This is a genomic window from Pseudomonas sp. 43A, from assembly GCF_013363935.1.
In the GTDB taxonomy this organism is placed as follows: Bacteria; Pseudomonadota; Gammaproteobacteria; order Pseudomonadales; family Pseudomonadaceae; genus Aquipseudomonas; species Aquipseudomonas crudilactis.
In genome coordinates this window covers 6,064,428-6,083,621 of sequence record NZ_CP054880.1, presented here as the reverse complement: position 1 = coordinate 6,083,621, position 19,194 = coordinate 6,064,428, and the positions used below count along the sequence as shown (strand labels likewise).

Genomic DNA, 19,194 nt, shown 5'->3' with positions numbered 1-19,194 from the left:
CCTTTTACAGGTTGAGTGTCAGGCTGACGGTGAAATTGCGCGGCTCGCCGGGGTTAACCCAGTAGTTGCTGTAGGAGCGCTCGTAATACTTTTCGTCGAAGACGTTATTGAGGTTCAGGCCGACAGTGACGTTGTCGCTGGCCTTGTAGTGCGCCAGCAAGTCGACGGTCTGGTAGGCCGGCAACTCGAAGTCGCTGCCGGATTCGCCTGAGCGATCACCGACATAGGTGAACGCGGCGCCGACGTCCGAGCCGCGCAAATGGCCATCCTGGAACTCATAAACCCCGAGCAGGCTGCCGCTGCGTTTGGCCACGCCGAGGATGCGACTGCCGGTGGGAATCACTGCGTCGCCCTGGGTCACTTCTGCGTCGATGTAAGCGAAGGCACCAATCAGCCGTACAGCATCGGTGACCTGTCCGGTGACTTGCAGATCGAAACCACGACTGCGCGCCTTGCCCATCGCCCGGCTGGTGTCGGTGGCAGGATCGAGGGCGAGGACGTTTTCCTTGTCGATGTGGAAGAAGGCGAGGGTGCTGCTCAGGCGTTCGTCGAACAGCTCGTTCTTGATCCCGACTTCGTAGCCGACGCCTTCTTCCGGGTCGAAGGATTTGCCGGACGCGTCGAGGCCATTGTTCGGTTTGAACGAGGTCGAGGCGTTGGCGAACAGCCCGGTGTTCGGCGTCAGTTGATAAAGCAGGCCGGCGCGTTGGGTGAGGGCGTCGTGGCGCTGGTTGCTCGTGGCGTTGCGACTGTGATCATCGATGTGCTGATCGAAATGCTCGAAACGCGCACCGATCATCCCGCGCAATTTGTCGGTGAAGACGATCTGATCCTGCAGGTTCAGTGCATGACTTTCGACCTGTTCGAAGAAGTCAGTACCCGAGCGCGCGCCGTTGGGTTTCGACTGGCCGTAGACCGGGTTATAGATGTCGATGGCGTACGGGCCGCCAGCAATCGTGGTGACGCGCTCGTTCTTGCGGAAGTTTTCGTATTCGCTGCCGATCAGCAGTTCGTGCTGCCACGGGCCGAGGTCGAACAGACCGCGCAGTTCCAGTTGGGTGATGCTGTCATGCCAGTTGGTATCGCGTTCGCGATAGCGTCGGTTGACCGTGTGCCCGTCGGCGTTCAGCGCTCGTTGTTCCGAGGCGTCGCCCCAGAGTTTGCCTTCCTTGTAATGGCTGGCCAGGCGCAGCTTCCAGCTGTCATTGAGATGATGTTCGAGGGCCGCCTGCAGCAGGTTGTTGTGGTTGTCGATGTTGCCGTCGTTGGGTTCGCCGAGGAAAGTCGAGCGCGAAACACCGCTCCATTTATTGTTGGGCGCGACGATGCCGCGATCGAACGTGGAGCTGTGACGGACGATTTCGCTTTCCACCAACAGCGACGTGTCCGGGTTCAATTGCCAACTGATCGACGGCGCGACGAACACACGTTTGCTGTCAACGTGATCGCGAAAACTGTTGTTGTCTTCGACCGCGAGGTTGATCCGCGAGAGCACATCACCTTGTTTATCGAGTGGCGTGTTGACGTCCAGTGCAGTGCGATAGCGGTCCCAACTGCCGGCGCTGGTTTGCAACGTGGTGAACGCTTCGGGCTGCGGTTTCTTGGTGACGATGTTTACCGTGCCGCCGGGATCACCTCGACCATAGAGGCTGGCAGCCGGGCCTTTGAGCACTTCGATGCGTTCGATGTTGGCCGCGTCCGGTGTGCTCGGATAACCACGATTGGCGCTGAAGCCGTCCTTGTAGAACTCCGACGTGGTGAAGCCGCGCACGCTGTACTCGTAAAGCGTCAGGCCGCCGAAGTTGTTTTGCTTGGATACGCCACCGGCGAAATCCAGCGCGCGTTCGACACTGGTGCTGCCCAGATCCTTGAGCACGCTGGCGGGCACTACGCTGATCGCCTGCGGGATATCGCGGATCGCGGTGTCGGTTTTGGTCGCGCTGGACGAGCGGGTGGCGCGGTAGCCCTTGACCGGGCCGGTCGGCGATTCGTAGTCGGAGATGACGCTGATGGCGTCGAGTTCGAGGGGTTTGGGTTCTTCGGCGAAGGCTGGGTCGACCAGCAGACCAAGGCTCAGGCCGAGCAGTGAAGCCTTTGTTCGAGACGACATGTTATGTTGTTCCAATTCTTAGAATTGAAACAATATAACATGCCTTTTGAGAATGTCTTTTATCTGCGCGTTCCGCGCGAGAAAAGTTTTATTCTTCTTTTTCTTTCACCGGCGCCGGTGGTGGGCGCAGGCCGATTTCAGCGGTGAGCTTGATCTCTTTACCGTTGCGCATCACCTGAATCGTCACTTTGTCGGTCGGTTTGATCCGTGCAACCTGGTTCATCGAACGACGGCCATCACCCGCAGGCTCGCCATCGATGCTCAGAATCACGTCACCCAATTGCAGGCCCGCCTTCTGCGCCGGGCCATCACGGAAGATCCCCGCCACAACAATCCCCGGGCGCCCGGAGAGGCCAAACGACTCAGCCAGTTCCTGCGTCAGCGGCTGCACTTCAATGCCCAGCCAGCCACGAATCACCTGACCGTGCTCGATGATCGACTTCATCACTTCCATCGCCAGTTTCACCGGGATGGCAAAGCCAATGCCCTGCGAACCGCCGGACTTGGAGAAGATCGCCGTGTTGATGCCGGTGAGATTGCCGTTGGCATCTACCAGCGCGCCGCCGGAGTTGCCTGGGTTGATCGCCGCGTCGGTCTGGATGAAGTCTTCGTAGTTGTTCAGGCCCAACTGATTACGCCCGGTGGCGCTGATGATGCCCATGGTCACGGTCTGGCCGACGCCGAACGGGTTGCCGATCGCCAGCGCGACGTCGCCGATACGAATGTTGTCCGAGCGGCCGACGGTGATCGCCGGCAGGGTTTTCAGATCGATCTTCAACACCGCGAGGTCGGTTTCCGGATCGCTGCCGATGACGCGGGCGAGGGTTTCGCGGCCGTCCTTCAGTGCCACGACGATCTGATCAGCGCCGCTGGTCACGTGGTTGTTGGTCAGGATGTAGCCTTCCGGGCTCATGATCACGCCGGAGCCGAGGCTCGATTCCATGCGTTTCTGCTTAGGCGAGTTGTCACCGAAGAAACGGCGGAACTGCGGATCTTCAAACAGTGGATGCGCCGGTTTGTTGATGACTTTGGTGGTGTAGAGGTTGACCACCGAAGGCGCTGCAATAGTCACCGCATCCGCATAGGACACCGGCCCCTGCTGCACGCTGGTGGTTTGCGGGGCCTGTTGCAGGTTGACGTCGAGGCTCGGCAAGCCGACCCATTGCGGGTAACGCTGAATAATCAACAGAGCGATAAGCACGCCGGCCAACAGCGGCCAGCCCATAAAACGCAGCGCCTTGAACATTAAGCACGTCCTGGAAAAGTTGCAGGCGGGGTCAGACCGCCCATAATGTCGCGCATTATACGAGGCCGCGCGTGCCTCTGAACGGGATATTTAGGAGTCTTTCATGGCCGTTGCCCTCAGCACCCTCGTCGAAGAAGCCGACCGTTATCTTGGCAGTGCGAAAATTGCCGATTATTGCCCTAACGGCTTGCAGGTCGAAGGCCGGCCGCAAGTGATGCGCATTGTCAGCGGTGTCACCGCCAGTCAGGCACTACTGGACGCAGCCGTCGAGGCAGAAGCCGATCTGGTGTTGGTGCACCACGGCTACTTCTGGAAGGGTGAAAACCCGTGCATCACCGGCATGAAGCAGCGCCGTCTGAAGACGCTGCTCAAGCACGACATCAGTTTGCTCGCCTACCACTTGCCGCTGGATCTGCACCCGGACGTTGGCAATAACGTGCAGCTGGCGCGGCAGTTGGATATCACCGTAGAAGGGCCACTGGATCCGGACAATCTGAAAATCGTCGGTCTGGTCGGTTCGCTGAAAGAACCGCTGACCGCCCGCGATTTCGCCCGCAAGGTGCAAGAAGTCATGGGCCGCGAACCGTTGCTGATTGAAGGTAATCCGATGATTCGTCGGGTTGGCTGGTGCACCGGCGGCGGTCAGGGCTATATCGATCAGGCCATCGCTGCCGGCGTCGATCTGTACCTGAGCGGTGAAGCGTCCGAGCAAACCTTCCACAGCGCTCGCGAGAACGACATCAGCTTTGTCGCCGCCGGCCACCACGCCACCGAACGCTATGGCGTGCAGGCGCTGGGCGACTACCTGGCAAAACGTTTCGCCGTCGAACACATCTTCATCGACTGCCCGAATCCGATCTGAATCCACCCAAACCCTGTGGGAGCGAGCTTGCTCGCGAAGAGGCCATATCAGTCGCCATCATTGTTGAATGGCACACCGCTTTCGCGAGCAAGCTCGCTCCCACATTGATCCCCATCGGCCGAACTGGCAGGCATATTCATATGCCCTTTCGATCTAGTTGGCGTCCTGATTAGAATAGGTCGCTGTGCTAGGATTCCCCGCTCGAACACGGCCCGCTGGCCGTTCATAAGAAAGTTTTCGTGAGTAGCCATGGTCGACAAACTGACGCATCTGAAACAGCTGGAGGCGGAAAGCATCCACATCATCCGCGAGGTGGCCGCCGAGTTCGATAACCCGGTGATGCTGTACTCCATCGGTAAAGACTCCGCCGTGATGCTGCACCTGGCACGCAAGGCGTTCTTCCCGGGCAAACTGCCGTTTCCGGTGATGCACGTCGACACCCGCTGGAAATTCCAGGAGATGTACAAGTTCCGCGACAAGATGGTCGAAGAACTGGGCCTGGACCTGATCACCCACATCAACCCCGATGGCGTGGCGCAGAACATCAACCCGTTCACCCACGGCAGCGCCAAGCACACCGACATCATGAAAACCGAGGGCCTGAAACAGGCACTCGACAAGCATGGTTTCGATGCAGCGTTCGGCGGCGCCCGTCGCGATGAAGAGAAATCCCGCGCCAAAGAGCGCGTGTACTCGTTCCGCGACAGCAAGCACCGCTGGGATCCGAAAAACCAGCGTCCGGAGTTGTGGAACGTCTACAACGGCAAGGTCAACAAGGGCGAGTCCATTCGTGTGTTCCCGTTGTCGAACTGGACCGAACTGGACATCTGGCAGTACATCTACCTCGAAGGCATCCCGATTGTGCCGCTGTACTTCGCCGCTGAACGCGAAGTGATCGAGAAGAACGGCACGCTGATCATGATCGACGACGAGCGCATCCTCGAACACCTGTCCGATGAAGACAAAGCGCGCATCGTCAAAAAGAAAGTGCGTTTCCGTACCCTAGGCTGCTACCCGTTGACGGGCGCCGTGGAGTCCGAGGCCGAAACGCTGACGGACATCATCCAGGAAATGCTCCTGACGCGAACTTCCGAGCGCCAGGGCCGAGTCATCGACCACGATGGCGCCGGCTCGATGGAAGATAAAAAACGTCAAGGCTATTTCTAAGGGGCTGTCATGTCGCATGTTTCTGATTTGATCAGCGAGGACATCCTCGCCTACCTGGGCCAGCACGAACGTAAAGAACTGCTGCGCTTTTTGACCTGCGGTAACGTCGATGACGGCAAGAGCACCCTGATCGGGCGTCTGCTGCACGACTCGAAAATGATCTACGAAGATCACCTCGAAGCGATCACCCGCGACTCGAAGAAAGTCGGCACCACGGGTGACGACATCGACCTGGCATTGCTGGTCGACGGCCTGCAGGCCGAGCGTGAGCAGGGCATCACCATCGATGTCGCCTACCGCTATTTCTCCACCGCCAAGCGCAAATTCATCATCGCCGATACGCCTGGCCATGAGCAGTACACCCGCAACATGGCCACCGGTGCGTCCACCTGTGACCTGGCGATCATTCTGGTCGACGCCCGTTACGGCGTGCAGACCCAGACCCGTCGCCACAGCTTCATCGCGTCCCTGCTGGGGATCAAACACATCGTTGTCGCCATCAACAAGATGGACCTCAAGGACTTCGATGAAGGCGTGTTCGAGTCGATCAAGGCTGACTACCTGAAGTTCGCCGAAGGCTTGAAGATGAAGCCGACCAGCATGCACTTCGTGCCGATGTCTGCCCTGAAGGGCGACAACGTGGTGAACAAGTCCGAGCGCTCGCCGTGGTACACCGGCCAGTCGCTGATGGAGATTCTCGAAACCGTGGAAGTGGCGGGCGACCGCAACTTCACCGATCTGCGTTTCCCGGTGCAGTACGTCAACCGTCCGAACCTGAACTTCCGTGGTTTCGCCGGCACCCTGGCCAGCGGCATCGTGCACAAGGGCGACGAAGTCGTGGTGCTGCCGTCGGGCAAGAGCAGCCGGGTGAAATCCATCGTCACTTTCGAAGGTGAACTGGAGCACGCCGGTCCAGGTCAGGCTGTGACGCTGACCATGGAAGACGAAATCGACATCTCCCGTGGCGATCTGTTGGTGCATGCCGACAACGTGCCGCCGGTCACCGACAGCTTCGAAGCGATGCTGGTGTGGATGGCTGAAGAGCCGATGCTGCCGGGCAAGAAATACGACATCAAACGCGCCACCAGTTACGTGCCGGGCTCGATTGCCAGCATCGTTAACAAGGTCGACGTGAACACGTTGGAAGAAGGCCCGGCGAGCGCGTTGCAGCTCAACGAAATCGGCAAGGTGAAGATTGCGCTCGACGCGCCGATCGCCCTCGACGGTTACGAGAGCAACCGCACCACCGGCGCGTTCATCATCATCGACCGTTTGACCAACGGCACTGTTGGCGCCGGTATGATCGTCGCCCAGCCTGTGTCGCATGGCACTGCCACGCACCACGGCAAACTGGCGCACGTGGCCACTGAAGAACGTGCTCAGCGCTTCGGCCAGCAACCGGCGACCGTGCTGTTCAGCGGCCTGTCGGGCGCGGGCAAAAGTACGCTGGCTTATGCGGTCGAGCGCAAACTGTTCGACATGGGCCGTGCGGTGTTTGTGCTGGATGGCCAGAACCTGCGTCAGGACCTGAACAAAGGCCTGCCACAGGATCGCGCCGGTCGCACCGAGAATTGGCGTCGTGCCGCGCACGTGGCGCGTCAGTTCAACGAAGCGGGTCTGCTGACGTTGGCTTCGTTCGTTGCGCCAAGCGCTGAAGGGCGTGAACAGGCCAAGGACCTGATCGGCAAGGATCGTCTGCTGACCGTCTACGTCCAGGCCTCGCCGGCCGTATGCGCCGAGCGTGACCCGCAAGGCCTGTATGCCGCCGGTGGCGACAACATCCCGGGCGAATCCTTCCCGTACGACGTGCCGCTGAATGCCGATCTGGTGATCGACACACAGACACTGAGTCTGGAAGACAGCGTCAAGCAAGTGCTGGATCTGCTGCGTCAGCGTGGCGCGATCTAAGCGTTAGCTACCAAATATAAAGCCCGCCGATGAGCAATCATCGGCGGGCTTTTTATTTGTGGCCAACTCGGTCAATTGTAGGAGTGAGCCTGCTCGCGATAGCGGTGTGTCATTCAACATTGTTGGTGGCTGATCCACCGCTATCGCGAGCAGGCTCACTCCTACAAGGGATCAGTGTCTGGCTGGAAATTCGCGGTGCATCTGTTCCAGCAGCGCATCCTTGTCCAGCCACAGCTGATTGATCCAGCCCTGGAACTGCAGGCGATACTCGCCGTCCTGATCGTAATTCTTGCCAATGAACTGCTGCGGAATCTTCAGCTCTTCAAAATGCACCACCACATCGCGCACATTGCCGCAGAGCAAATCCCAGAACCCCGGACGCCCGGCCGGGTAGTGAATCGTCACGTTGACGATCGACTCCAGCTGTTCGCCCATTGCATCCAGCACAAAGGCAATGCCGCCAGCCTTGGGCTTGAGCAGGTATTTGAACGGCGACTGTTGCTGCGCATGCTTGCCTTCGGTAAAGCGTGTGCCCTCGACGAAGTTGAAAATCCCCACCGGATTATTGCGAAACTTCGCGCAGGTTTTGCGCGTGGTTTCCAGGTCTTTGCCTTTCTTCTCGGGGTGCTTGGCCAGGTACGCCTTGGAGTAACGCTTCATGAACGGAAAGCCCAGCGCCCACCAGGCCAGACCAATCACCGGCACCCAGATCAGCTCCTGCTTGAGGAAGAATTTCAGCGGTTGAATCCGCCGATTGAGTACATATTGCAGCACCAGAATATCGACCCAGCTCTGGTGGTTGCTGGTGATCAGGTACGAGTGTTGGTAATCGAGTCCTTGCAGACCGCTGAGGTGCCAGCGTGTACGCCGAACCAGATTCATCCAGCCCTTGTTGTTGCTGATCCACGCTTCGTGGGTGTGGCTCATCAGCCACAGTGAGGCACGCCGGGCAAAGTCGAACGGCAGCACTTTGATCAGCGCCACGCAGAACAGAAACGAGCACAGCAGAATCGTATTGAGTGCCAACAGCAGCGAGGCGATCACGCCGCGCAACGGTGCAGGGAGAAAGTCCAGCATTTACACATCCATAGGTCGGTTGGCGGCTTGAATTGCGGTGAGGGCGATGGTGTAGACGATGTCATCGACTTGCGCGCCGCGCGGCAAGTCATTCACCGGTTTGCGCAGGCCTTGCAGCATCGGCCCGAGGCTGACGCAATCGGCACTGCGTTGCACGGCTTTGTGCGTGGTGTTGCCGGTGTTCAGGTCGGGGAACACAAACACCGTGGCACGGCCGGCGACCTGACTGTTCGGCGCCAGTTGCCGGGCGACTTCGGCGTTGGCCGCGGCGTCGTATTGCAGCGGGCCGTCGATCAGCAGCGAGTGCTGTTGTTCGTGGGCGAGCAGGGTGGCTTCGCGCACTTTCTCTACTTCTTCACCGGTGGCCGATTCGCCACTGGAGTAACTGATCATCGCCACGCGCGGGGTGATGCCGAAGGCCGCTGCCGAGTCGGCGCTTTGCAGGGCAATCTCGGCCAGCTCGGTGGCGCTCGGGTGCGGGTTCATCACGCAGTCGCCGTACACCAGCACTTCTTCCGGGAAGAGCATGAAGAACACCGACGACACCAGCGTGCAGCCCGGCGCGGTTTTGATCAGTTGCAGAGCCGGGCGGATGGTGTTGGCGGTGGTGTTGATCACGCCGGAAACCAGTCCGTCGACTTCATCCAGTGCGAGCATCATGGTGCCAATCACCACGGTGTCTTCCAGTTGCTGTTCGGCCATCGGCGCGTTGAGGCTTTTGCTTTTGCGCAGGGCCACCATCGGTTCGACGTAGCGCTCGCGGATCAGGTCCGGATCAAGAATCTCCAGCCCCGGCGGCAACACAATGCCTTGGGCGCGGGCGACGGCTTCGACGTCTTCCGGTTTGGCCAATAACACGCAACGGGCAATCCCGCGTTCCTGGCAGATCGCCGCCGCTTGCACGGTGAACGGCTCGCTGCCTTCGGGCAGGACGATGCGTTTGTTCGCCGCTTGCGCGCGCTGGATCAACTGATAGCGGAACACCGCCGGCGACAGGCGCATTTCCCGCGGTGTGCCGCAGCGCTGGTGCAGCCATTTGGCGTCGAGATGGCTGGCGACGAAATCGGTGATGATCTCCGCGCGCTCACGATCGTCGATCGGGATTTCCTTGTTCAGGCCATTGAGCAGGTTAGCGGTGTCGTAGGAACCGGTGCTCACTGACAGCACCGGCAAACCGGCCTGCAACGCACCCCGGCACAGATCCATGATGCGCGGATCGGGCAGGGTGTCGCTGGTCAGCAGCAGGCCGGCCAGCGGCACGCCGTTGATCGCCGCGAGGCTGACGGCGAGGATGATGTCGTCACGATCCCCCGGCGTCACCACCAACACACCAGGCTTGAGCAGCTCGACGGTGTTGCGCATGGTCCGCGCGCAGATAATGATTTTGGTCATGCGCCGGGTTTCGTAGTCACCGGCATTGAGCACTTGCGCGCCCATCAGGTCGGCGACGTCGCGGGTGCGTGGTGCGTTGAGTTCGGGTTGGAACGGGATGCAACCGAGCAAGCGGAAATCACCGCTGCGCAGCAACGGCGAATGCTCTTTCAGACGCGTGGCGAAGGCGTCCATGCTCTCGTCGGTCTTGACCTTGTTGAGGATTACGCCGAGGACTTTCGGATCCTTCGGACCGCCGAACAATTGCGCCTGCAATTCGACGCGACCGGACAGCTCGGCAAGCACTTCGTTTTCCGGCGCCGAGACCAGAATCACCTCGGCATCGAGGCTCTTGGCCAGGTGCAGGTTGACCCGTGCGGCGTAACTGGCGCTGCGGGTCGGCACCATGCCTTCGACCACCAGCACGTCTTTGCCGATGGCCGCTTGCTGATACAGCGTGATGATTTCTTCGAGCAGTTCATCGAGCTGACCGTCGCCGAGCATCCGTTCAACGTGGGCCAGGCCCAGCGGTTGCGGCGGTTTCAGGCCATGGGTGCGGGCGACCAGTTCGGTCGAACGCTCAGGGCCGGTGTCACCCGGATGCGGCTGCGCGATCGGTTTGAAGAAGCCGACTTTCAGCCCGGCTCGCTCAAGCGTGCGCACCAACCCGAGGCTGATGGAGGTCAGACCCACGCCAAAATCGGTGGGCGCGATAAAAAAAGTTTGCATGCGAATTCTCTAAAGTTGCATGGCAATGGCGATCGCCTATAGCTGACGACCTACCGAAATTCAGTCGCCAAGGTTATCGCTAACCGAGCCTTGTGCGCACCAACCGCAGGCAAAGGGTTGGCCTATTTTTTCAATACGTTGCGCCGCGTCGAGCACCCAGGCGCGTGATTGCCATGGCGGTTGATGGCGCAGGTGCTGGGTGTGGCCACAGGAAAGCTCGGCGACCCAATGACCTTCTTCGTCCTGATGGAAGCCGGTGATCGTCGAAACCCGTTTGTCCGGGTTGTGTTCGCTTTCGCGCGATTGCTTCGCTAAACTTGGCCTTTCTATATTCTTATGCAAAAGGTCTCGCCCCATGCTGATCGCCGCCAATAAGGCTGTCTCCATCGACTATACCCTGACCAACGACGCTGGTGAGGTCATCGACAGCTCCGCCGGCGGCGCTCCGCTGGTCTACCTGCAAGGCGCAGGCAACATCATCCCGGGCCTGGAAAAAGCTCTGGATGGCAAAGCTGTTGGTGACGAACTGGAAGTATCCGTTGAGCCGGAAGACGCTTACGGCGAATACGCCGCTGAGCTGGTCAGCACGCTGAGCCGCAGCATGTTCGAAGGCGTTGACGAGCTGGAAGTCGGCATGCAGTTCCACGCTTCGGCGCCGGACGGCCAGATGCAGATCGTCACCATCCGTGACCTCGACGGCGACGACGTAACAGTCGACGGCAACCACCCACTGGCCGGTCAGCGCCTGAACTTCAAAGTGAAGATCGTTGACATCCGTGACGCCAGCCAGGAAGAAATCGCTCATGGCCACGTCCATGGCGAAGGTGGCCATCACCACTGATTTTCTGCGCTAAGCTTCGAGTACTGGAGAGGCGCCTGCGGGCGCCTTTTTAGTCCGCGGCTGTCCTTGGTGACCTCGCCAAGTGGCTGTTTCGAGTAGAACATCGGAATCCTGGAGTTCGTCATGAGTGCTTTTCACGACCTTAAGTTGACAGCCCTGGATGGTCAGGAGCTACCGCTGGCGCCGTTCAAGGGCCAAGTCGTGCTGGTGGTCAACGTCGCCTCCAAGTGCGGCTTGACGCCTCAGTACGCGGCGCTGGAAAACCTCTATCAGCAATTCAAAGGCAAAGGCTTCAGTGTATTGGGCCTGCCGTGCAACCAGTTTGCCGGCCAGGAACCCGGTTCTGAAAAGGAAATTCAGGATTTCTGCAGCCTCAACTATGGCGTGACGTTTCCGTTGTCGAGCAAGCTCGAAGTCAACGGTCATGATCGTCACCAGCTCTACCGCCTGCTGGCAGGCGAGGGCGCGGAGTTTCCCGGTGATATCACCTGGAATTTCGAGAAGTTCCTGCTCGGCAAAGACGGCCGTGTGCTGGCCCGGTTCTCGCCGCGCACGGCGCCGGATGATCCGACCATTGTTCATGCGATTGAAAAAGCGCTGAGCTGAAATACGAAAATCGTCGCCTTCGAGCGACGATTTTTTGCCTGCCTTTTGAACCTTAATCATTCATATCAATAATGCTATCGCGCCGACGTGTTCACGCATATTATCGCCGTCATATGATTTTATGCCCTGTCGATAACGTTTTCGTGGAGCCTTTCGATGCCCGTTCAAGCCTTGTTCAAACCGTTCCATCTCGGTGCCCTCGAACTGCCGACCCGCGTGGTCATGGCGCCAATGACCCGCTCGTTTTCCCCAGGCGGCGTGCCTAATTCGAAAGTCATCGAATACTACCGCCGTCGCGCAGCCGCCGGTGTGGGCCTGATCATCACTGAAGGCACCACCGTCGACCACGTTGCCTCCAACGGCTACCCGAACGTGCCGCAGTTCTTCGGAGAGGCGCCATTGGCCGGCTGGAAGAAAGTCGTCGACGCCGTTCACGCTGAGGGCGGCAAGATCGTGCCGCAACTGTGGCACGTCGGCAGCGTGCGCCGCATCGGTACCGAGCCGGACGCCAGCGTGCCGGGTTACGGCCCGTCGGAAAAACTCAAGGACGGTCAGGTCGTGGTGCACGGCATGTCCAGACAAGACATTCAGGACGTGATCGCTGCGTTCGCCCAGGCCGCCAAGGATGCACAAAGCATCGGCATGGACGGCGTGGAAATCCATGGCGCACACGGGTATCTGATTGACCAGTTCTTCTGGGAAGGCAGCAACCAGCGCAGCGACGAATACGGCGGCAGCCTGGCTAACCGTTCGCGTTTCGCCATCGAGCTGATTCAAGCCATACGTGCTGCGGTCGGCGAAGGTTTCCCGATCATCTTCCGTTTCTCGCAGTGGAAGCAGCAGGATTACACCGCACGTCTGGTGCAAACTCCGCAAGCGCTGGGCGAATTCCTCAAGCCGTTGTCTGACGCCGGTGTGGATATTTTCCACTGCTCGACGCGGCGTTTCTGGGAGCCGGAGTTTGACGGCTCCGAACTGAACCTCGCGGGCTGGACGCGCAAACTCACCGGCAAGCCGACCATCACCGTCGGTAGCGTTGGTCTGGATGGCGAGTTCCTGCAGTTCATGGTCAACACCGACAAGGTCGCGCAACCGGCCAGTCTGGAAAACCTGCTGGAGCGTCTGAACAAAGAGGAATTCGATCTGGTCGCGGTGGGGCGCGCGCTGCTGGTCGATCCGGACTGGGCGCAGAAAGTCCGCGAAGGGCGTGAGCAGGATATTCTGCCGTTCAGCCGTGAGGCGTTGATGACGCTGGTTTAACCAGCGACTGTACTGACGCCATCGCGAGCAGGCTCACTCCTACAATTGGAATGCATTTCCCCTGTAGGAGTGAGCCTGCTCGCGATGGCGTTCTCCAAGTCGCCTGAACTCAAGGCAATGTCTGCGCATTCGGCACCACCTGCTCCCCCAAACAAGCTCCACGCAAATGCTTTTCAAACTGCTCGATAACCGCCGGCCAGCCTTGGCGACTCGCATGTTGCCGCGCATTCAGGCGCACACAGCGCAACCGCTCATCCTCTTCCAGCAACCACGCCGCCGCCTCGCAAAAGGCTTGCTCATCACCAGGCATCGCCAACACGCCGTTGTAACCATGGCGAATGTGCTGCGCCGCCGCAGCCTGATCGTAAGCCACCACCCCGAGCCCGGAAGCCAACGCCTCCAGCACCACATTGCCGAAGGTTTCGGTCAGGCTTGGAAACAGAAATATATCGCCGGACGCATAGTGCGCCGCCAACGCTTCACCGCGCTGTGCACCGCAGAAGATCGCTTCGGGCAAATCCTTTTCCAGCGCCAGCCGTTGCGGCCCGTCACCCACCACGATCAGCTTCAGATTGCGCTGTGGATAAGTGTCACGCAACTTTTCGAAGCAGCGTTTGAGCAGCCCAAGGTTCTTCTCCGGCGCGAGGCGTCCGACATGAATCACGGCAATATCGCGCTCGGACAGACCCCATTGCTCACGCAAGGCATTCATCCGCTTGCTCGGATGAAACAATTGGCTGTCCACGCCTCGAGACAACAGCGCCAACCGCTCGAAATGCCGCCGCTCCAGCTCCAGGCGCTGACTGACACTCGGCACTAACGTCAGCGCCGAGCGATTGTGAAACCAGCGCAGATAGTGCGTGAGCATCCGCGTCAGCAGGCCCAGACCGTACTGACTGGTGTATTGCTGAAAGTTGGTGTGGAACCCGCTGACCACCGAAATCCCCAGACGCCGCGCCGCCCGCAGCGCCGACAACCCGAGCGGGCCTTCCGTGGCGATGTACAGCACATCCGGGCGCTGACGCTTCCAGCGCCGCAGCAGTTTATGCATCGACGACTGGCCCCATTGCAGCCCCGGATACCCCGGCAACGGCCAGCCCCGACACAACAGCAGCGCTTCATCTTCACTGCGCTGCGGATCGCCAGCCTGCCGCGGGCGCACCAGTTCGACCTGGTGGCCGCGCGCGCGCAGCCCATCGCACAAGCGGCCAAGCGTATTGGCCACGCCGTTGATTTCCGGTGGGAAGGTTTCGCTGATCAGGGTGATATGCAGAGCTGTCGTCATGACCTCAGTGTCGACTGAGGCCATGTCGTGCTTGTGACGTTCGGATGATGGATTTGTGACGCGCGTATGGTCAGCGGCCTAGCGCTGCGTTACCAGGTTTTCGGCACCACGCTCACGCACCCAGAACAACGTTGCCCCGGCCACTGCGGCCGGCATCATCAGGATGTTGACCACCGGAATCAGCAGCACCAGGTAGACGATCCCGCCAAAACTCATGCTCTGCCAGCGCTTCTGCCGCAGCCAGGCGAGCATCTCGTTCCAGCCCAGTTTGTGGTTGTCCGCCGGGTAGTCGATGTACTGGATCGCCATCATCCATACGCCGAACAGCAGCCACAGCGGCGCGGCGATGATGTTCACCACCGGGATGAACGAGAGGATGAACAGGCCGATGGCGCGGGGCAGGAAGTAACCGAGTTTGCGCATTTCCCGGGCGAGGGTGCGCGGGACCATGGCTATCAACTCGCCCCAGCTGAACGCCGGGAAGTCATCAGTGCCGCGCACTACCACTTCGACTTTTTCCGCGAGGAAGCCGTTGAACGGTGCGGCGATCACGTTGGCGAGCATGGTGAAGGTGAAAAACACCATCAGCGCCACCAGCACTACAAACAACGGCCAGAGGATGTAGCTGAGAAAACTCAGCCAGTCGGGCAGCGATGGCATCAGCGTATCGACCCACAGGCTGAACTGGTGGCCGGCCAGATAGATCAATCCGACGAACAGCACCAGGTTGATCGCCAGCGGCAACAACACGAACAGGCGCAAGCCGGGGCTTAGGACCAGTTTCAGGCCTTCGCGCAGGTATTGCGGGCCAGACAGAACAGGGGCGGGCATAAGGTGCTCCGAGCAAGGGAAAACGCGCCGACCTTACCGACTTTGCAAGGGCTGCGAAAGCGCGGCAGAGCGATCGACATTCACTGTAACAAAGACGTCCATCTCGTCAGTGTGTCGGCATAGAGACCACCTATGAGCTGGATTGTTAAACCGTATTTCCTTAATCTTGCCCCCCTCGATACGCTGCACCCAACTTTTTACAGGACTGTCGAGCTCAAGCCTTCCCCAAGGTTTTCCACGGTCCTTTTTTATTCCCGCCGGCAGTCCGGCGATCCGGGCCTGTTTTTCGGCCCGGTCAACAGGAGCAGGTCATGTCTGAAGTCCGTCATTCGCGAGTGATTATTCTCGGTTCCGGCCCTGCCGGTTACAGCGCTGCGGTATACGCGGCCCGTGCCAACCTCAAGCCACTGCTGATCACCGGCATGCAGGCCGGCGGTCAACTGACCACCACCACTGAAGTCGACAACTGGCCGGGCGACGTCCACGGTCTGACGGGCCCGGTGCTGATGGAGCGCATGCGTGAACACGCCGAGCGTTTTGAAACCGAGATCGTCTTCGACCACATCAACGCTGTGGACTTCGCTTCCAAGCCGTACTCCTTGACTGGCGATAGCGCGACCTACACCTGTGACGCCCTGATCATCGCTACTGGCGCCAGCGCTCGTTACCTGGGCCTGCCGTCGGAAGAAGCGTTCATGGGTAAAGGCGTTTCCGCCTGCGCAACCTGTGACGGTTTCTTCTACCGCAACAAACCGGTAGCTGTGGTCGGTGGTGGCAACACCGCGGTTGAAGAGGCACTGTACCTGGCCAACATCGCCAGCACTGTGACTCTGATCCACCGTCGCGAAACCTTCCGCGCCGAAAAGATCCTGATCGACAAGCTCAACGCTCGCGTCGCTGAAGGCAAGATCATCCTCAAGTTGAACGCCAACCTCGACGAAGTGCTGGGCGACAACATGGGCGTGACCGGTGCGCGTCTGAAGAACAACGACGGCAGCTTCGACGAAATCACCGTCGACGGCGTGTTCATCGCCATCGGCCACACCCCGAACACTTCGCTGTTCGAAGGCCAGCTGACCCTGAAAGACGGTTATCTGGTGGTGCAAGGCGGCCGTGATGGCAACGCCACTGCGACCAGCGTCGAAGGTATCTTCGCCGCCGGTGACGTGGCTGACCACGTTTACCGTCAAGCCATCACCTCGGCAGGCGCCGGCTGCATGGCCGCACTGGACACCGAGCGTTACCTGGACGGTCTGCAGAACGCTTCGTTCTAAGATCGCAGGCATAAAAAACCGGCCATATTGGCCGGTTTTTTTGTGCCCGCAGGTTCAGCCACGCCGCATAACTCTGTGGGAGCGAGCTTGCTCGCGAAAGCGGCTTGTCAGTCGACATTAATGTTGAATGTCAGTCCGTATTCGCGAGCAAGCTCGCTCCCACAGGGGGGGCTGTAGGGATCAGCGGCGAGTCAGGGGTTGGGCGGTAAATTTCACGCCGGCCAGGCCGTGCTTGATCAACGCACGAATGTTGCCGTGATCGCTGCCCTCAGGCGTCGCCACCACCGAGCGGTAATGCTCACCAAACGCCAGCAGCGCTTCTTCATCGCTCAGACCTTCCAGCAGCGCCAGACCCAAGGTCTTGCACGAGCCTTCGTTCTGTCCGGCGGCGTTTTCCACGCCGCCATTGTTGAACGCCTGCGGTTGATAGTCGTAACCGGCGGCAATGAACGCCAGAGTGTCGGCGAAAGCGTGTTCGCCGCTGTTGAGGCGGGCGCGCAGGGTGTTCAGGTCACTCATGGGTTTTTCCTTTGGCGAACGCCGCTTGCTGGTCGGCGTTGGCTTCTTGCTGATATTGGGCTTTCCACTCGGCGTACGGCATGCCGTAAACCACTTCGCGGGCGTCATCGAGGCTGACCTCGATCTGGCGCTCGTCGGCTTCGGCCTTGTACCACTTCGACAGGCAGTTGCGGCAGAACCCGGCGAGGTTCATCAGGTCGATGTTCTGCACGTCCTTGCGGCTGTCCAGGTGCGCGACCAGCCGGCGGAAGGCAGCGGCTTCGAGTTCGAGGCGTTGTTGATCAGTCATAAAAGTCTCTGCGAGACAGCTTCGAGCGGCAAGCTTCAAGCTGCAAGATTGGATCGGGGTCGGCCGTTAGCTTACCGCTTGCAGCTCGAAGCTTGAAGCTCAGCGGCTAGCCGCGAGCGTGATCGACACCGACTCGGCAAAACGCAGCGCATGCGGCTTGTCGACTTCGACTTCGGCGTACAGCACTGATCCGTTGCTCATCACCAGATCGAGCAATTCCTGAGTCAGGCGTTCGAGCAGCGCAAAGCGATTGCCCTCGACGTGGGCGATGATCGATTTAGTGATGGTGCGGTAATTCAGCGCGTGGTCGATGTCGTTGTCACGCACCGCTTCCTGCGCGGCATACAGAATGGTCAGATTGATCAGCACATCCTGCTTGTTGAGGATCTCTTCCTCGTTGATCCCGATAAAGGTGCGCAAGCGCAGATCCTTGACCCGGATGCGCGCCATTCCCGGCTGAAGTTGTGGCATTTACTTGCTCCGTCCAATCAATTGCAGGAACTCCTGGCGGGTGTTGCTCGACTCGCGAAAGGCGCCGAGCATGACCGAGGTGTTCATGGTCGAATTCTGTTTTTCGACACCGCGCATCATCATGCACATGTGTCTGGCCTCAATGACCACGGCGACACCGGCAGCATCGGTGACCTGTTGCACCGCATCGGCGATTTGCCGGGTGAGGTTTTCCTGAATCTGCAGGCGCCGGGCGAACATGTCCACCAGACGCGCTATTTTCGACAGGCCCAACACCTTGCCCGTCGGAATATAAGCCACATGGGCCTTGCCGATGAAGGGCAGCAGGTGATGTTCGCACAAAGAGTACAACTCGATGTCGGCGACGATGATCATCTCGTCGCTGTCCGAGGCAAACAGCGCGCCATTGACGATCTCGTCGACGTTCTGTTCATAGCCGTGACACAGGTATTGCATGGCCTTGGCCGCGCGTACCGGGGTGTCGCGCAGTCCTTCACGGTCAGGGTCTTCACCGAGGCCGATGAGGATTTCGCGGTAGTTCTCGGGCAGTGAGCGGCTCATGGGCAGCCTCGCAGGCAGGTGTTATTTGACGTGCCTTCCGCCGTTGACGGTCAGGGTCGTACCGGTGACATAAGGGTTGTTGAGCAGATAGCGCAGGCTCTGATAGATCACTTCGCTGCCGGGTTCGATGCCCAGCGCAGACTTGGCCAGCGCCTTGGCGCGGTATGCCGCGTCGTCGTCAGGATTGAACAATAGCAGGGCCGGGGCGATGCCGTTGACCTTGATGGCCGGCGCATAGCGGGCGGCGAAGGACAGCGTCAGACTGTCGAGCCCGGCTTTGCTGGCGCAATAACCGATGTGCTTGCTGCTGCCTTTGCGGGTGACATCGTCGCTGATATGGATGATGTCGGCGGGCGTCGAGTGCTTTAGCAGTTCACCGCAGTGCAGGTTGATCAGGTACGGCGCAAGCATGTGCAGATTGAACATGCCCGTGAACGCTTCGGCTTCGCTGCCCGGGGTTTCGGCCAGCCATTCGGAGGCATTGTGCACGATGGCGCGCAGGCTCTCGGTGTGGGTTTTCAGTTCCTTGATGAAGGCAAGAATCCCGGCTTCGCTGGAAAAATCGGCGAACAGGCCAGTCGCGCCCAGATCGCGTAGTGCCTGCACGCCGGGGCGTTCGCTACGGTAGGTGAAGATGACGCGATAGCCTTCTTCGAGCAACCGCTGCGCGCAATGCAGACCGACACGCTGGCCGGCACCGGTGATGAGGATCGGGGCTGAGGAATCAGGCATGAAAGGCTCGCATCGCGGTGGGAGCAAAAACTATAACAGCGACGAGCCTGAAAAG

At 59.7% G+C, this 19,194-nt stretch carries 19 protein-coding genes; 7 read left to right on the top strand and 12 right to left on the bottom strand.

The annotated features are described in order from the left end of the window. Positions 1-4: 4 nt before the first annotated feature. Positions 5-2,110 carry a TonB-dependent siderophore receptor gene (locus tag HUW52_RS26835; protein WP_175555328.1) on the bottom strand — a complete coding sequence of 702 codons (2,106 nt, stop codon included), beginning with the start codon at positions 2,108-2,110 and terminating at the stop codon, positions 5-7. Positions 2,111-2,198: 88 nt separating this feature from the next. Then, a complete protein-coding gene (gene algW, locus HUW52_RS26830) occupies positions 2,199-3,356 on the bottom strand; it encodes a Do family serine endopeptidase AlgW (protein WP_016987037.1) in 1,158 nt (385 codons plus the stop codon). 103 nt (positions 3,357-3,459) lie between these two features. Between algW and HUW52_RS26825 the strand changes: the two genes are divergently transcribed. From HUW52_RS26825 to cysN, 3 genes are all read left to right on the top strand, one after another. Next, positions 3,460-4,218 carry a Nif3-like dinuclear metal center hexameric protein gene (locus HUW52_RS26825; RefSeq protein ID WP_016987036.1) on the top strand — a complete coding sequence of 253 codons (759 nt, stop codon included), beginning with the start codon at positions 3,460-3,462 and terminating at the stop codon, positions 4,216-4,218. Between the two features lie 249 nt (positions 4,219-4,467). Further along, positions 4,468-5,385, top strand: coding sequence for a sulfate adenylyltransferase subunit CysD (gene cysD / locus HUW52_RS26820; protein ID WP_008085033.1), 918 nt, complete (start codon positions 4,468-4,470; stop codon positions 5,383-5,385). A 9-nt stretch (positions 5,386-5,394) separates the two neighbouring features. After that, on the top strand, positions 5,395-7,293 hold the full coding sequence (cysN, locus tag HUW52_RS26815) for a sulfate adenylyltransferase subunit CysN (protein ID WP_016987035.1): 1,899 nt from the start codon (positions 5,395-5,397) through the stop codon (positions 7,291-7,293). 171 nt (positions 7,294-7,464) lie between these two features. On the opposite strand, the gene HUW52_RS26810 is transcribed toward cysN, so the two are convergent. Genes HUW52_RS26810 through HUW52_RS26800 form a run of 3 tightly spaced genes read right to left on the bottom strand, consistent with a single transcriptional unit; the run spans position 7,465 to position 10,857 of the window. Continuing rightward, positions 7,465-8,370 (bottom strand): acyltransferase, encoded by a 906-nt coding sequence (locus HUW52_RS26810; protein WP_016987034.1) that lies wholly within the window; start codon positions 8,368-8,370, stop codon positions 7,465-7,467. After that, the gene (gene pta, locus HUW52_RS26805; protein WP_175555327.1) at positions 8,371-10,470 is read right to left on the bottom strand and encodes a phosphate acetyltransferase; all 2,100 of its coding nucleotides are present in this window, start codon (positions 10,468-10,470) and stop codon (positions 8,371-8,373) included. It lies immediately after the preceding gene. Between the two features lie 60 nt (positions 10,471-10,530). After that, positions 10,531-10,857 (bottom strand): DUF3565 domain-containing protein, encoded by a 327-nt coding sequence (locus tag HUW52_RS26800; protein WP_080750706.1) that lies wholly within the window; start codon positions 10,855-10,857, stop codon positions 10,531-10,533. On the opposite strand from HUW52_RS26800, the gene HUW52_RS26795 reads away from it, so the two are divergent. The 3 genes from HUW52_RS26795 to HUW52_RS26785 all read left to right on the top strand — a co-directional run bounded on the left by HUW52_RS26795 (position 10,826) and on the right by HUW52_RS26785 (position 13,177). Further along, on the top strand, positions 10,826-11,311 hold the full coding sequence (locus HUW52_RS26795) for a peptidylprolyl isomerase (RefSeq protein ID WP_008085027.1): 486 nt from the start codon (positions 10,826-10,828) through the stop codon (positions 11,309-11,311). The genes HUW52_RS26800 and HUW52_RS26795 overlap by 32 nt on opposite strands. Positions 11,312-11,434: 123 nt before the next feature. Continuing rightward, entirely contained in the window at positions 11,435-11,917 is a 483-nt protein-coding gene (locus HUW52_RS26790) for a glutathione peroxidase (protein WP_016987032.1), read from the top strand. Between the two features lie 156 nt (positions 11,918-12,073). Then, complete coding sequence (locus HUW52_RS26785; RefSeq protein ID WP_016987031.1) at positions 12,074-13,177, top strand: NADH:flavin oxidoreductase; 1,104 nt, start codon at positions 12,074-12,076, stop codon at positions 13,175-13,177. Between the two features lie 109 nt (positions 13,178-13,286). Here the strand turns inward: HUW52_RS26785 and HUW52_RS26780 are convergent, their stop codons facing one another. Together HUW52_RS26780 and cysZ are read right to left on the bottom strand one after the other, a co-directional pair. Then, on the bottom strand, positions 13,287-14,486 hold the full coding sequence (locus tag HUW52_RS26780; RefSeq protein WP_175555326.1) for a glycosyltransferase family 1 protein: 1,200 nt from the start codon (positions 14,484-14,486) through the stop codon (positions 13,287-13,289). 54 nt (positions 14,487-14,540) lie between these two features. Beyond that, complete coding sequence (cysZ, locus tag HUW52_RS26775; RefSeq protein WP_016987029.1) at positions 14,541-15,293, bottom strand: sulfate transporter CysZ; 753 nt, start codon at positions 15,291-15,293, stop codon at positions 14,541-14,543. A gap of 311 nt (positions 15,294-15,604) precedes the next feature. Between cysZ and trxB the strand changes: the two genes are divergently transcribed. Beyond that, the gene (trxB, locus tag HUW52_RS26770) at positions 15,605-16,567 is read left to right on the top strand and encodes a thioredoxin-disulfide reductase (RefSeq protein WP_016987028.1); all 963 of its coding nucleotides are present in this window, start codon (positions 15,605-15,607) and stop codon (positions 16,565-16,567) included. Positions 16,568-16,747: 180 nt separating this feature from the next. Here trxB and HUW52_RS26765 read toward each other — a convergent pair whose 3' ends face one another. The 5 genes from HUW52_RS26765 to folM all read right to left on the bottom strand — a co-directional run bounded on the left by HUW52_RS26765 (position 16,748) and on the right by folM (position 19,139). Beyond that, on the bottom strand, positions 16,748-17,086 hold the full coding sequence (locus tag HUW52_RS26765; RefSeq protein ID WP_016987027.1) for a HopJ type III effector protein: 339 nt from the start codon (positions 17,084-17,086) through the stop codon (positions 16,748-16,750). Continuing rightward, a complete protein-coding gene (locus HUW52_RS26760) occupies positions 17,079-17,375 on the bottom strand; it encodes a DUF1244 domain-containing protein (protein ID WP_016987026.1) in 297 nt (98 codons plus the stop codon). The genes HUW52_RS26765 and HUW52_RS26760 overlap by 8 nt, the downstream gene beginning before the upstream one ends. A 99-nt stretch (positions 17,376-17,474) precedes the next feature. Further along, positions 17,475-17,846 carry a dihydroneopterin triphosphate 2'-epimerase gene (gene folX, locus HUW52_RS26755; protein WP_175555325.1) on the bottom strand — a complete coding sequence of 124 codons (372 nt, stop codon included), beginning with the start codon at positions 17,844-17,846 and terminating at the stop codon, positions 17,475-17,477. Next, entirely contained in the window at positions 17,847-18,407 is a 561-nt protein-coding gene (folE, locus tag HUW52_RS26750; protein WP_016987024.1) for a GTP cyclohydrolase I FolE, read from the bottom strand. A gap of 21 nt (positions 18,408-18,428) precedes the next feature. Then, complete coding sequence (gene folM, locus HUW52_RS26745; RefSeq protein ID WP_175555324.1) at positions 18,429-19,139, bottom strand: dihydromonapterin reductase; 711 nt, start codon at positions 19,137-19,139, stop codon at positions 18,429-18,431. Positions 19,140-19,194: the final 55 nt, after the last annotated feature.